The sequence below is a fragment of the Halorhabdus amylolytica genome (assembly GCF_004944975.1).
In the GTDB taxonomy this organism is placed as follows: domain Archaea; phylum Halobacteriota; class Halobacteria; order Halobacteriales; family Haloarculaceae; genus Halorhabdus; species Halorhabdus amylolytica.
In genome coordinates this window covers 38154-52555 of record NZ_SPQG01000012.1, presented here as the reverse complement: position 1 = coordinate 52555, position 14402 = coordinate 38154, and the positions used below count along the sequence as shown (strand labels likewise).

General features: G+C 59.2%; 10 protein-coding genes. 1 reads left to right on the top strand and 9 read right to left on the bottom strand.

Annotated features, from left to right (window positions below; translation table 11 throughout):
- Positions 1-127 precede the first annotated feature (127 nt).
- Positions 128-871, bottom strand: coding sequence for a helix-turn-helix domain-containing protein (locus E3374_RS13560; RefSeq protein ID WP_136689494.1), 744 nt, complete (start codon positions 869-871; stop codon positions 128-130).
- 317 nt (positions 872-1188) lie between these two features.
- Here E3374_RS13560 and araA point away from each other — a divergent pair, with 317 nt between their 5' ends.
- Positions 1189-2697, top strand: a complete 1509-nt coding sequence (gene araA, locus E3374_RS13555; protein WP_136689493.1) for an L-arabinose isomerase — start codon at positions 1189-1191, stop codon at positions 2695-2697.
- A gap of 133 nt (positions 2698-2830) precedes the next feature.
- Here araA and E3374_RS13550 read toward each other — a convergent pair whose 3' ends face one another.
- The 8 genes from E3374_RS13550 to E3374_RS13515 all read right to left on the bottom strand — a co-directional run bounded on the left by E3374_RS13550 (position 2831) and on the right by E3374_RS13515 (position 14255).
- Positions 2831-4369, bottom strand: coding sequence for an alpha-N-arabinofuranosidase (locus E3374_RS13550; RefSeq protein WP_136689492.1), 1539 nt, complete (start codon positions 4367-4369; stop codon positions 2831-2833).
- A gap of 1490 nt (positions 4370-5859) precedes the next feature.
- Complete coding sequence (locus E3374_RS13545) at positions 5860-7191, bottom strand: sulfatase-like hydrolase/transferase (RefSeq protein ID WP_136689491.1); 1332 nt, start codon at positions 7189-7191, stop codon at positions 5860-5862.
- A gap of 60 nt (positions 7192-7251) precedes the next feature.
- Positions 7252-8031, bottom strand: a complete 780-nt coding sequence (locus E3374_RS13540; RefSeq protein WP_136689490.1) for an IclR family transcriptional regulator — start codon at positions 8029-8031, stop codon at positions 7252-7254.
- A gap of 164 nt (positions 8032-8195) precedes the next feature.
- On the bottom strand, positions 8196-9578 hold the full coding sequence (gene melA, locus E3374_RS13535; RefSeq protein ID WP_136689489.1) for an alpha-galactosidase: 1383 nt from the start codon (positions 9576-9578) through the stop codon (positions 8196-8198).
- 79 nt (positions 9579-9657) lie between these two features.
- Complete coding sequence (locus E3374_RS13530) at positions 9658-10836, bottom strand: glycoside hydrolase family 27 protein (RefSeq protein ID WP_211194981.1); 1179 nt, start codon at positions 10834-10836, stop codon at positions 9658-9660.
- Between the two features lie 195 nt (positions 10837-11031).
- On the bottom strand, positions 11032-11925 hold the full coding sequence (locus E3374_RS13525) for a carbohydrate ABC transporter permease (RefSeq protein ID WP_211194980.1): 894 nt from the start codon (positions 11923-11925) through the stop codon (positions 11032-11034).
- Between the two features lie 12 nt (positions 11926-11937).
- On the bottom strand, positions 11938-12849 hold the full coding sequence (locus E3374_RS13520; RefSeq protein WP_136689487.1) for a carbohydrate ABC transporter permease: 912 nt from the start codon (positions 12847-12849) through the stop codon (positions 11938-11940).
- 11 nt (positions 12850-12860) lie between these two features.
- Complete coding sequence (locus tag E3374_RS13515; RefSeq protein WP_211194979.1) at positions 12861-14255, bottom strand: ABC transporter substrate-binding protein; 1395 nt, start codon at positions 14253-14255, stop codon at positions 12861-12863.
- Between the last annotated feature and the right edge of the window lie 147 nt (positions 14256-14402).

Here is a 14402-nt window from a genome sequence, read left to right as displayed (position 1 = left end):
GAGCCGGAATGGCGAGAGAATGGACGGGCCGCGTTCCGAACAGGCCGACGGCGAGTGGCTACGACATAGAAAGAACGTCGCCGTACCGAGAAACAACAGACGAGGGACATCGTGCCCGGCTACCAACTCAACTCCGACAGCCGTGGACCCGGTGGGGAACCGAATCGTCCTCCGAGTTGGTGTCCCCGGAGTGGGTATTCTTCGAATGGGTATCTTCAGAGTGGATATCCTCCGAGTTAGTATCTTTCGAGTGAGTATCGTCCGTATTGGTAGCTTCAGAGCGGGTATCTTCCGAGTTAGTGTCTTTCGAGCGGGTATCTTCCGAGTTAGTGTCCTTCGAGCGGGTATCTTCGGACTCGTCCTGAGTCGGTCCTCGACCAGTTCGAGCGACGTTCTCACCCTCCGTCATCCTCATCGTCTGCCAGGACACATCGCTGTCGTGCATGAGTTCCCGGACGTAGCTGAGGCTGTATTCGACATCGAAGGTCTCCTCGATGTACATGTGCACGAGCCGTGGTGTCCACGTCGAGGCGTCGTACCCGACGGCGCTCGGGGACGACTGGAGTACCGCCGCCAGGCGGTCGCGTTCGTCCGGATCGAGTTTCGACGGCCGGCCCGGCCGCTCCTCGTCGTAGATGACCTCCTCGAGCGGTTCCTCGTCGAGGCGTTCGAGCCGGCTGAGCCAGTTGTGAATCGTCGTCCGGGACACGTTGTACCAGTCTGCCAGCTTCGTCTGCGGGATTCCCTCCTTGTGATTGATCCCGACCATGATCCGCTGGGTGGCTGTCTTCCCCTCCACCTCGGTCAGGTAATCACGGAGTTCTTCGACCGTGACGTTCTTCGGTCGAGCCGCGTTTCGTGCCCGGGGCATATTCCCGTATTAGGATAGAATATTCAATTACTTTTCGGTACTACAGTTCGATGACCGGTTGGGCTGCTCGTGGAGGAGTTCTCACCCCAATCAGTCCGCAGCCGATGATGAAATTTTCAACCCATTGTTCCCGTCTGACTGGACGAATCTTTGTAAATCAATAATTATATTATTTCAGTGTATGATCTCGTCGAGAGGGGTTGGGACCGACGGCCCCGAGAGTACCGTCGTGGGTCGAACGAGTCGAGAATCAGTCGGATCGGGAGCGTATGACCGATTCCTTTTTGTCGCTGGTAGTGGAACGTGAACGTGTACTTATGACGGACATACCGCACGACACCGAATTCGGCGACCTGGAACTGTGGTTCGTCACGGGGAGTCAACACCTCTATGGCGAAGAGGCACTGGAGATCGTCGACGAGCACTCCGGGGAGATCGCGGCTTCCCTCTCGGCGTCAGACCAGATTCCGGTAGATGTGGTTCACAAACCCGTCCTGACGACGCGTGACGCCATCGAAGAGATCGTCATGGAGGCCAACGCGACGGAAAACTGCGTCGGGTTGATCACGTGGATGCATACGTTCTCGCCGGCGAAGATGTGGATCCGTGGCCTCCAGGCCCTGGAAAAGCCGTTCGTCCATCTCCACACCCAGTACAACGAACGGCTCCCCTACTCGGAGATCGACATGGACTTCATGAACGTCAACCAGTCCGCCCACGGCGGTCGCGAGTTCGGGCACATCGTCTCCCGGCTCGACGTCGATCGCAAGGTCGTCGTCGGCCACTGGGAGGACGACGCGGTCCTCGAACAGCTGGGAACCTGGACGCGGGCCGCCTGTGCGTGGTACGACCTCCGCGGGGCGAAAATCGCCCGCTTCGGGGACAATATGCGCGACGTCGCCGTCACGGAAGGCGACAAGGTCGCGGCGGAGATGACGTTTGGCGCCACCGTCGACGGATACGGACTCGGCGACCTCGTCGAGTACGTCGACGCCGTCTCCACGGCGGAGATCGACGATCTCGTGGCGACCTACGAGGACGAGTACGAACTCGCCCCGGAACTCGCCGAAGACGGCGAGAAGCGTGACTCCCTCAGGGAAGCTGCCCGGATCGAACTCGGGATCCGGGCGTTCCTGGAAGACGGCGAATTCGTGGGCTTTACGACGACCTTCGAAAACCTGACTGGTCTGACCCAACTGCCCGGTCTGGCCGTCCAGCGACTGATGGCCGACGGATACGGTTTCGGACCCGAGGGCGACTGGAAGTCGGCACTGTTGACCAGGGCGATGAAGGTCATGGGTCGGGGACTGGAAGGCGGCACGTCCCTCATGGAGCACTACACCTACGACCTCGCTGACGAGACAGTCCTCGGGGCGCACATGCTGGAGATCTGTGAGTCGATTGCCGGCGAACAGCCCCGACTGGAGATACATCCGCTCGACATCGGCGGGAAAGCCGACCCGGTTCGATCGGTCTTCGACGCGGCCGCCGGGCCGGCCGTGAACGCGACGGTTGTGGACGTGGGCGATCGCTTCCGCATGATCGTCAACGACGTCGAGACGGTCGAACCGGCCGAAGACCTGCCGAATCTCCCCGTCGCGAGAGCACTCTGGGACCCACAGCCGGGCTTCGAGACGGCGATCGAAGCCTGGATCAAGGCCGGTGGCGCCCACCACACGGGCTACAGTCAGGCCGTGACCGCCCAGCACCTCAAGGACTTCGCCGAGATGGCCGACATCGAATTCCTCCACGTCGACGAAGAAACCGACCTGGACGACTTCGAGCGGGAACTGCAGTGGAACGAGACGTACCACCGGCTCAACTGAGAAGGCGACGATATCCGGGAAACCCGCCCGCACTCTCGAAACCCGCGTTACAGTTCTTCCGCAAACGCCTCGAAGGGCACCCAGTCAAAGCAACCTGAACGATCGAAACAGAGAGTCGACCGCGACCGATCCGTCAGGCCCGCTCCAGCGTCAGCCCGACGACCGAAGACGGCGGTACTTCGAGTACGTAATTCCCGTCTTCGGAAACTTCGACGTCGAGCGTCTCGGGTTCGAACGCCTCGGCGTTGTCCTTTCGGGAGTAAGCATGGGAGTCCTGCCCGTCGAACAGCACAGTCGCCGACGCCGTCGAGTACTCGGTGTCGACGTCGATCTCGATCGTCTCGCTCTCCTCGTAGCGGCGGTTCGACGCGGTGACGAACAACTCCTCGTCGTTCCGAGAGGCGGAGGCCGACACCATCTCGACCGCGTGGGCTTCCCCGTCGAAGGTCTTTGTCTCGCTTTCGACGTCGACCTCGACGGCGGTGTTGCCGGCGTGGCCCCCGTAGAGATCGAAGACCTGGTAGGTCGGGGTCTTCCAGGCGTCGTCCTCGTCGGTCTCGACGAGACACTGCAGAACGTTGACCGTCTGGGCGATGTTCGCCATCGAGATCACGTCGGCGCGCTCGTGCATGATGTCGAAGGCGGCCGCGGCCGTGAGTGCGTCACGGACGGTGTTGGCCTGTTCGAGGCCGTTATCCGGGGTTGCCTCGGGGTGCCAGACGCCCCACTCGTCGACGATGATCCCGACGTCTCCAGTCGGAACGTACTCTTCGAGGGTCGCGGCCGCCCGGTCGATGTCGTCAGCGAGCTTCCGGGTGCGAGCGAAGATACGGTAGTGTTGATCCTCGTCGAAATCCGTGTCGCTACCGGCCTGGTAATACCGGTGGACCGAAAAGTGATCCAGTAGTTCGTACGGCGACCCCATTCCGAGGAACGTTCCGGGACCGAACTCCATGCCCTTCTCTAAGTTCTCGAAGAACGCCTCGTTCCACTCGTCAGTGAGGTGCCCGCAGGCAATGAACTCCATGTCGCCGTCCGGGTCGAGGTGGTTGTTGAACCCACGGAGGTAGTTGGCGAACCGCCGGTACTCGTCGCCGTACTCGTCGGGGGCGAACCGGCCACCACAGCCCCAGTTCTCGTTGCCGATACCCCAGTATTTCACGCCGTAGGGTTCGGGATGGCCGTTCTCGGCGCGGCGCTCGGTCAGGTCGGTCTCGTCGTCGTTGTTGCAGTATTCGATCCAGTCGAGAGCCTCCTCCGGGGTCGACGAACCGACGTTGACGGCGAGATACGGCTCGGTGTCGAGCATCTCACACAGGTGCAGGAACTCGTCGGTGCCGAAGTCGTTCGGTTCGACGAACTCCTCCTCGCGGCCCTGTGCCCACCAGAGGTTTCGTCGCGTGGGCCGTTCCTCGCGCGGCCCGACGCCGTCCTCCCAGTGGTAGTCGTCGGCGAAACAACCGCCCGGCCACCGGAGGACCGGGATCCCCAGCTCGCGGAGAAGAGACACGGTGTCCATCCGGATACCATCGGCCGTTTCGACCCGGTTATCGTCCCCGACCCAGAGTCCCCCATAGATGCAGCGGCCGAGGTGTTCGGCGAAATGGCCGTAGACGTGTTTCGAAATACGGTCGACAGTTCGCTGTCCGTGGACGCTAATATCGGACGACATACGACCAGATACCCCCAGGACAAGCATAACGATTACGGACACCACCCCACCGAGTGACAGGACCGGATCGACGACCAGCCGAAGCAATACCACGGAGTGAACACAGTTCTCGATCCGAGATGTTCAAACACTAATCCGATAGCCGCACGACGACGAAGGCCACCCCTACATCGTCCGGGACGTCAACCAAACCGATCACAGTATCGAGCGCAGGTTCGATCCGTAAGAATACCCCGCGAGTCCTCGATCCGTCTGAGACGAAAAACTCGAGCCATCGATAATCGTTAGTGAACATCATAGTTGGTACGGGAATGTTCAAAAACTAATCCACCCCTCACGACGACACTCTGACGAACCGACCGAATGAGGGACACTACTACTCGAAAGGAGGAACCGCGACAATTCAGTAGCCAACGAGATCACGAATCGCTTCGCGACCGGAGCGTCCGCAGTTCCGGACCTGGAGTACGTCGGATCCACTGAGATGAACAAATCGCACGCAAACAGAGGCATACTGTGATTCGATCACGACAAGACCGAGCCCTGGCTGTTCACGTGAATCCATACTCACTCTGGGTCGATAGTTTTGTCTGCACATGTCCGCGATTAGTGGATGAACAATCGTTAATGATGATCTCTCGGCCGAGAGACGTTCCGAGAAGACGTTCGTATCACCCACATGCCAGCGCAGACCGTTGCTATCATGAACGCGTCCGGATACGGACTATGACTACGGGTTAACCGGGCCGAATCGGCAGTAAGCGCCGATTTGCAAAGGATCCACTGCACACGAACAACACGTCCTGCGATGGTCCGGAAAACAGGTATTATGTACAATTATTTATTGCCAACCCAGTTACTCCTCTCTCACGAAACATATTGTTTCACTCGTCACACGGAAAATCACCCGTCTTGAAAGGTGTTCAATCAATTTTCCACTCCACGTCAACGTCTCGTTCGGGCCAGGCGGGAGCCACGACCGTGAGAACGATCCCACGCGGTGACACCCAGGGGCGATCACCCCACTGAATTGGCAGACTGCATGACGTCATGACGCGATGGATCACCCGAAAACCGAGACGACAACGAGGCGCTCCGTCCCCTTGAACGCCGACACCGAGGTGTACAATGACGATTGTACAGTTGTTATGTTTCGTAGCCGGCGATCACGAAGGAGTCTGTGCGAAGGAAGCCACGTGGACGGTTCGGAACCGATGGTCGAACGAACACGATGACTCCACAGGAAATGCCCCCGTGAACGATCCGGGAGCGGACACGACGTCACTGGTTGTGGAACAGTGACGCCCCTGTCTGTCGTGGTGCCCATTCCAATAACAAACGTACCCTTGTTATGTGGACGGTACTTTGCAAGCCACCTGATTAGTCGTATTGGGGTATCGTCAGACTGTTCGTTCAATGCATGTCGAGGACGGCTATAGGTACTCATCGGCGTGTATCCACACAGCCCGATCATCGCGACGATTGTCTCCTCAAGGATAACCTTTGTCGAACGGTTTGATATCCGGTGATTCGTTTTCGACCTCGCGAATGTGGGCCAGCAATCGATTCTGAAGGTCGTCAGCGATGTCACGGTGATCCGGTCGACCGACGAGATTGACCGTTTCCCCTGGATCACGCTGTAGATCGTAGAGGTACCGTTCGACGTATACGTCACTCGACTGTTCGCCGCTTCCGCCCTGCCAGCCGGTCATCGTCGGGGCGGCGACTGCGTACTTCCAGCGCTCTGTCCGCAACGCTCGTCCGATCTGAGACTCGCTGATCTGTATGAACGCCGCACCGTCCTCGTCGGGGATATCGTGCTCGACGACCGGACGCAGGCTCGACCCGCGCATCGTCTCTGGGATCTCGACCCCAGCCACGTCGAGTAGCGTCGGTGGGATATCGAGTACGCTCGTCACGCGCTGGATGTCTACTCCGTCGGTGAATCCAGGGCCGGAGAGGATCCCGGGAACTCTGACCGCGGATTCGTGCGGCGTCCGCTTGTGTTCTCCGGGCCGAGTCCGAAAGTGACAGCCGTGATCGGACGTATAGACGAACAGCGTGTTGTCCCGAATCCCACGGGCGGACAACGCTTCGAGAATACGTGCGACGTTTTCGTCGAGACGCTCGACGATACCGTAATAGTCCGGCAACTCGTGGTACCACTCACCGGGACGGTTCCGGAGATCATCGGGGACGAACGGATCCTTGTCGTGACGGGTAGCGTCCTCCGGAGCGACGAACGTCCACCTGTCGTTCTGGTCGTGTGGTTCGACGTATCCCACGACGAGGAAAAACGGCTCCGAGAGTTGTTCGATGCCCTCGATCGCGAACTCGGTGAACGCGTCGACGCGGTACTGATCGAAGGTGACTGCTTGCCCGTCCGCATCGTACAGCGTCCCGTCGTTGGGCTGGGTCGTGAACTCCGGGACGTCTGCGGCAAGCCAGAAATCGTCGTACCCGCCGCGCTGTGCGGGCGGGACCGGGTCGTCGAAGGTACTCGCAAGGTGCCAGTTACCGACGTACCCGACGTCGTACCCGGCTTCTTTGAATATCTCTGCGAGGGTTTGTTCGCCTTCTAGCGGAATCGCGCTCTTCCAGACGCCCGTTTCCGTGGCGTATTTGCCTGTCTGAAAGGTAGCCCGGAACGGCCCACACACCGGTTGTGGAGAGATCGCGACTTCGAGAGTCGTTCCGTCCCGGGCGAGTTCGTCTAGCGTCGGGGTCAACCCCATCGGGTTCCCGTACGTCCCCAGGCTGTCCCACCGCTGTTGGTCCGTCACCACGACGACGACATTCGGTGGGGTTTCCTCGCTGTTCATACGCTATGATTGGCACGGAGTGACTTGTATGTAGTCCTCGATACGTTCATGCGGGATCTCCTAGAGGCGACTCTGGATCGCATCGGCGGTGCTGCCGACGAGACTCGCGAAATCGGCCGTCGTCGACTTCTCGGTCATCCGGGACGCCGGACCCGATACCGTCACGGCACCCAAAATGTTCCCCCCGAAGTCGGTCAGCGGGGCCCCGACACAGTGCTGGTCGGTCCGGTACTCCCCCCTATCGAAGGACAGTCGTTTGTTCCGAATGCGCTGGAGTTCAGTCTTTAGTTCGTCGAGCTCGGTGATCGTGTTATCCGTCAGCTCCGGAAGCCCGTGTTGCTCGAAAATCCGGGTGCGAGCTTCGTCGTCCATGTAAGAGAGGATCGCCTTTCCGCCCGCCGTCGCCGTCAGCGGCACCGTTTCACCCTCCTGAATATCGATATCGGGACGCCCCTCCGAGCTCACCCTGACGACGTACACGCCGTATCCGTGTTCGGGAATCATGATGCTCGCGACCTCTCCCGTCGCTTCGGCCAGTTTCTCCAGTGAAGAGTAGGCGATCTGGTACACGTCGAGAGTAGCCCGCGTAGTGGTTCCGAGCCCGAGGAATCGAAGACTCAACCGGTAACTATCGTCCTCCTGAACCACGTAGTTCACTTTCTGTAACGTCGTGAGGTGCTTGTGTACGGTCCCTTTTGCCAGATCCAGCTCCCTCGCGAGGTCGCTCACACGTGCCTTCGAACGCCGTTCCAGAGCCTCGATTATACGAAACGTCGTGACGGACGTCTTCGCAGTTTGGCGGTCGAACTCCCCTGCCGCCGGGATCGTGGCTGATTTCATATCGGAGGTGTACGGCTGAGGCAACATAATTGTTCATGTTGTATGAACCATCTGTCGAGCCATCTTCGTCCTTGTAGCGTCATCGGTGCGGTCTGGGGCAATATTCTCAGCATCTTCGGGGTGATTTAGGGATCTACCTGGCCCACGCGTTCATGTCGTATGAACTATCGAGAAGGTCCCTGGCCGAGGTCCGCGTCACTGACCATTCGCGATCGAGAGTCCCCCTCGATTCCGTCGGAGAACTCCAGGGTGGGGAGATATGCGCTGTTGGCCTGTATCAACTCCTCGGTCATCTCGTGAAGTTCCGATAGCGTACAGGCTGCCGACGAGAGAGGATCGAGCTTGATCGCTCTGTGGACTTTTTCACGATCCCCTTCCAGTGCTGCGTCGACAGCCAGTTCGTAGACGGCCGTGTGTTGCTGTACGAGTGGGGCTAATTGGGTCGGGAGTTCACCGATCGCACACGGGTGCAGGCCTGCCCCGTCAGCGAACACCGGGACCTCGACACAGGCGTCGTTGGGCAAATTAGTGATCATATCGTCGTGGTTAGGGACGTTGAGATTGAACCGTCGTTCCGTGTCGGTTTCCAGGGAGTGGATCAGGCGTGCGGCGTACTCGTCGGATCGTTCGACCCCGACTGTCGAGAGGTCGATGTCGAGTTCCGGTTCGTCGCGCTGTTCGGAGCGTTCCTTCCAACCGTTCAGATACGTCGCTGTCGGCATGCGCTCGGCATAACCCGTCCCAGTCATCTTCTCGATCGTCGCCTCGTCGGTGCGGAAGTACGGGACGTACTCGCTCATGTGGTGGCTCGATTCGGTCGGGAACAACCCGAAGTGGCGCATCATTTCGAAGCGCACCGTATCCTCGCGGTACGTCTCCTCCTCCAGAGAGGCCTCACACAGTGCAGGATAGAGCGACTCCCCGTCGCGGGTCAACTCCAGGAAGAACGCCATGTGGTTGATCCCTGCAACCCAGTAATCTAGCTCCTCTTCCGGGACCCCGACGTACTCGGCGATGGCCTCGACTGTATGCGGGACCGAGTGACAGAGCCCGACAACGTCGATGTCGGTTGCCTCGTAGACGGCCTTACACACGATCGACATCGGATTGGTGTAGTTCATCAACAGTGCGTCGGGACACAGTGCTTCCATGTCGGTCGCGATGTCGAGGACCGTCGGAATCGTCCGGAGACCACGGAACACACCACCCGGCCCTGTCGTATCACCGATCGCCTGCTTGATCCCGTACTTCTCGGGTATTCTGATCTCGTTTTCGAAGGGGTCGGTCCCGCCGACGTTGATCATGTTGAGGACGTAATCCGCCCCCTCGAGCGCTGCATGACGGTCCGTCGTCGCCTCCACACTGGCTTCCAGCCCTTCGTTTTCCACCATGGCCGTGGCGACCTGGTAGGTCTGTTCCAGTCGGTGTTCGTCGACGTCCATCAACCTGATTTCGCTGTCCGAAAGAGCGTCGTAGGACAACAGATCCCCGACGAGGTTCGTCGCGAACACCATACTTCCTGCTCCGATAAACGTTATCGTCGGCATAGTTCGTATTCGTCAGCGTTGAATAAAAGTGTTTCACTCTTCGAACGACCGAAGCTAGGTGCGACACGTCGGTCGATCGTCACTCGGGTGAAACCCGGAACAACGCGACATCGTGTGGGTCGACTGTCGCGTGCAGAGTACCGCTCGTCTGCCACTCGTCGTCCTCCCAGACGTCCTCGACGGTGTACGTCGCGGCGTCGACTGACATGTCGACCGTTTCGACGGTCGTTTCGATCGTTGCCGGAGTCCGTCCACGATTGAACAGTATCACTGCACACCTCCCGTCGGTGAGTCGCTTGCTCCACACTTCGGTCTCACCGAGACGGCCGTCTCTCGTTCCCTGGATACCCAGCGGGTCCTGATTGATCGCTACTGCGTCCTCGTTGGTCAGCAGTGCCAGCGTGCGGTCATCCATCTCCACGAGGTCGTTCCCCGCCATCAACGGCGCGGCAAACAGACACCAGAAGCTGAAGTGCGTGCGTTCTTCTGCCGGTGTCAGTCCCCGCTCGACAGTGACGTCTTCCAGTTTGGACTGCCCGGAGTCCGGTCCGTTGCCGATCTGTAGCATGTCCGGGTCGTTCCATCCTCCCGGCCCATGGGAGGGTGCGATGTCTCTGTCGTCCATCTGATCGATAATGTCGGCGATCCCGAGTCCGAACTCCGTGTCCTCCGTCGACCACTTCGCGACGATATCGTGGGTCGCCCGCCAGAGGTGGCCTCCGGCGTTTCGACCCCAGCGCCACGGTTCGTTTCGACCCCACTCACAGATGCTGTAGACGATATCGCGATCGACTTTGGCGAGTGCTTTCCCCATCGCGCTGTAGCGTGCGAGCGCGTCTTTCCCCTCGTGATCGCCACAGTTGTCGTACTTGAGATAGTCGACGCCCCAGTCGGCGAACTGCCGGGCGTGTTTACGTTCGTGGCCGAGACTCGCCGGATATCCCTGACACGTGACCCGCCCGGCGGACGAGTAGATCCCGAACTTCAGATCGCGATCGTGGACGTACTCGGCCAGCGCCTCGATCCCACTCGGGAAGTCCTCGGGATGTGGCCGCAGGTAACCGTCGTCCAGTTCGTCGTCCATCCAGCAATCGTCGACGACGAGATACTCGTAGCCCGCGTCCCGGAGGCCGGTCTCGACGAGTCTGTCCGCTGCCGATCGGATGTCCTCTTCGGTCACAGCACAACTGAACGCGTTCCACGAGTTCCAGCCCATCGGTGGCGTCGCTGCTAACGCGCGGGATCCTGTTGCGAACACGGATCGAAATGGGAAAGGCTGATATTTAAATTTGGCTAAAACCATAACAATCTATCCACATACTACGTCGAGAACCGTCGCGTATAGCGACAGTGAGGGGTCCGGTCCGACGTTCGACGGAATACTGGCCCGTCGACGACGGGGCGTGTTCGGCGACACTGTCTTGTGACACCGCGAAAAAGACCGCGAGGCTCGTCACATCCCTTTCATGCCGCCGCTGGCGAGCCCTTCGACGACCCACTTCTGGGCGAGCGCGAACAACAAGACGACGGGGACCATCGTGATGATCGCGGCGGTGATGAGCAGGTTCCAGGCGACAGCATTCTGGGCCTGGAACAGCTGGAGACCGAACGGGAGTGTACGCGTCGCTTCCGTCTGTGAGAGAATCGAGACGAGCAGGAAGTCGTTCCACGAGAGGATGAACGTATAGAACCCGGCGACTGCGATCCCGGGCATCGACAGCGGAATGATGATCCGGACGAGAACGTCAAATCGAGAACCCCCGTCCATCATGGCTGCTTCGTCGAGCGATTCGGGGATATCGTCGATGTAGCCTTTCAACAGCCACGTGCCGAGCGGGATGCCGATGACCGAATGGGCGACGACAATCCCGAGGTGTGAGTCTATCAAGTTCAGATCGTACATCAGCAGGAAGAACGGAATAAGGATGAGGACGATCGGAAGCATCTGCGTCGAGAGAAACGCATAGAGCAGTCCTCTTCGGCCAGGATACTCGAACCGACTCATCGAGTACCCGGCCAGGATTCCGACTGTCAATACAAGTGCAGTCGTGGCGACGGCGATGATCGTCGAATTGACGAAGTACCGCTGAAACTCGCCGATCGTCAGTACCGAGACGTAGTTGTTGATCGTCAGATCGCTCAGCGACGGGATCAACTCGGGCGAGAACAGGAAGTCCTGGGACGTGAACGACGCCAGAAGCATGTAGACGATCGGTAACAACAGGAACGCGAAATACAGACCCAGCACGACGTAGACGATCCCTGCACGCCGGACCGACATGTCTTCGTCCAGCCACGCGTCGATACGCTGTACCACTCCGGTGGAAGCGTCGTCAGTGTTTGCCATTGGATTTCGCTCCTATTCTGCACTCTCGTACTGTACGTAGACGACGGTGAACACGAGCATGATGATCAACATCACCACGCCGATACTGGCACCGTAGCCGAGCGCGTACTGTTCGAATGCCTGTTTGTAAACGTACGTGGCGAGTACTTCCGTCGACCCCAGGGGTCCGCCACCCGTCGACAGATACACGATGTCGAAGTTCTTGAACGTGAACGTCACGTGCAGGATGATCATGATCATCGACACCGTCGATATCTGGGGCAGCGTGACGTACCGGAACCGCTGGAGTGCACCGGCACCGTCCAGCCGGGCGGCCTCGTACTGTTCTTTCGGGATCGCCGTCATGCCGGCGAGCAACGCGATCGCGTAAAACGGGACGTTGCGCCAGACGTGCATGATGATCACCAGGATGAACGCCGGACCCCGCTGTCCGAACCAGTAGGACGTCTCCATTCCCAGGTTCCCGAGAATGATGTTCACGGGTCCGAACCCGTTCTGGACGAGGAACCGAAAGATGATCACCATCACGATGACCGGGATCACCCAGGTCACCATCGAGAGGCTCCGGAATATCTCGACACCCGGCACCTTCTCACGGAGTACCAGTGCGAGACCGAGACCGAGCAGATACTGCAGCGAGACGACGATCCCCGTCAACAGGATCGTCCGCCACAGTGCGCCCTGGAACGTCGTATCCTCCAGGAGGCGAAGGAAGTTCTCCAGACCGATGTACTGCATCTGTTCCGGATTGAGCAGTGACGCCTCGTAAAACGCCAGTTGGATCCCACGGAGAATCGGGTATCCGATGATGACAGCCAGGATAAGCGTCGCCGGAATGACCATCACGTAGCCGAGCCACGTCTCCGAGAGAAACGTCTTGAACTCCTCTCCGTACCGGCTCAGTCCTGCAGATTGCGTGGACATCTATGGCAGGCCTATATTTCGCTCTCTAAGTCCTGGAGAGCCGAGTGGAACTGTTCGCCGGCATCGTACGGATCCGTCTCGCCGTAGGCCACTTGTTGCATATACGTGTAGAACTCTTCTCTGACTGGTCCCCACGTAACTTGTGCCAGGGCCCTGCCGGTCTCGAAGATTTCCGTGAGCGCCTCCCAGTTTTCGCTGTCGATCGTCGACTCGACATCCTCGTGGACGGGCGTCATCGCCGATCCGGACGCTTCAGGATCCTGTGCCATGCCCTCGCTGAGGACATCAGGGTGGGTATACGCCTGCACCGCTGTCTTGGCTTTCTCGAGCTGATCGGAATGGGCGTTGGCCATGACCGGCTTGATCTCCAGGAACGTCCCCTTGGATGCACCCTCACCGCGCGGGAAGTGTGCGATCTGGGTCTTGTTGTCCAGTATATCCTGGGCCGTGTCGCTGTCGTTGATGTTCTCCCCGGACGTCCAGTTACGAATCCAGGTCCCGCCCTCGATGAACGCGTAATTTCCATTGATGTACCCAGGATCGTTCGTCTGCCAACCCGTCCCGAGGTCGTCTGGGTCCGCGACCGGGTTGTCGACAGCGTACATCTGGTAGTACCAGTTGTCGAACACCTGTCCGATCGTCTCCGCCTCGACGTTGAGCGACCACGAGTCCCCTTCCGGGACGTACATGTTGTCCGTATGCTGGTAGATGTGGCTCATGAACTCCTGGAACGCCCGGACGCTGCCGTCTTTCGTGCAGTTGTGATAGGCGACGACGTCGTCGTATTCCTCGTTGATCATCCGGCCGACCTCGTGGAAGTCCGACACCGTTTCCGGGATGTCCTGTCCGAGTTCGTCGAGAATGTCCTGCCGGACGAAGAAGGCTCTGGCGTTGCCCTCGTAGGGAAGCGCGTAGAGGTCACCCTGATACCGCATCGCGTCGATCGCATTGTCGATGTAGCCGTCGAAGTAATCGAGTTCGTTCGCCAGGTCGTCGAGTTGCGCGAGGTGGCCCGCAGCCAGATACTCCGAGAAGTGGCTCAACGTCCCTTCGATCGCGTCCGGATCGCCCGTACGTGCACCAGTCAGGAACTTCTGGCGCAGGTCCTCGTAGGCGAAGCGACTGATCGTGAGTTCCTCCCCGGCCAGCTCCTCGTATTTGGCCTCGAACGTGTTTCGCCAGACGGGCTCCACACCCTGTGTGTTCGGGAACCCGTACTCCCACATGAGTGCTTGTTCGCCACTGCCACCGCCACTATCTGTACTCTCTTCCGTTCCACCGTCGGAGTCGGTCTCTGCTGTACCCCCACTCCCACAGCCGGCGAGCAATGTCGTTGCGACACCAGCGCCAGTCACGCCGATCATCCGCCGCCGAGTGATACCTGTCCCGCTCTGGTTCTGTGGCATACAGAGTGGCGTTCGAACTTATATAGTAAATAATCTTCGATAAAGTTAAGTTATATGACGAGGCCGATCCCCAGCGGGATTCGAGTATCGTCCCCGGTAGAATCACAGCGAAACGTTATCCCACGGGCGAAGACACACTACTCAATA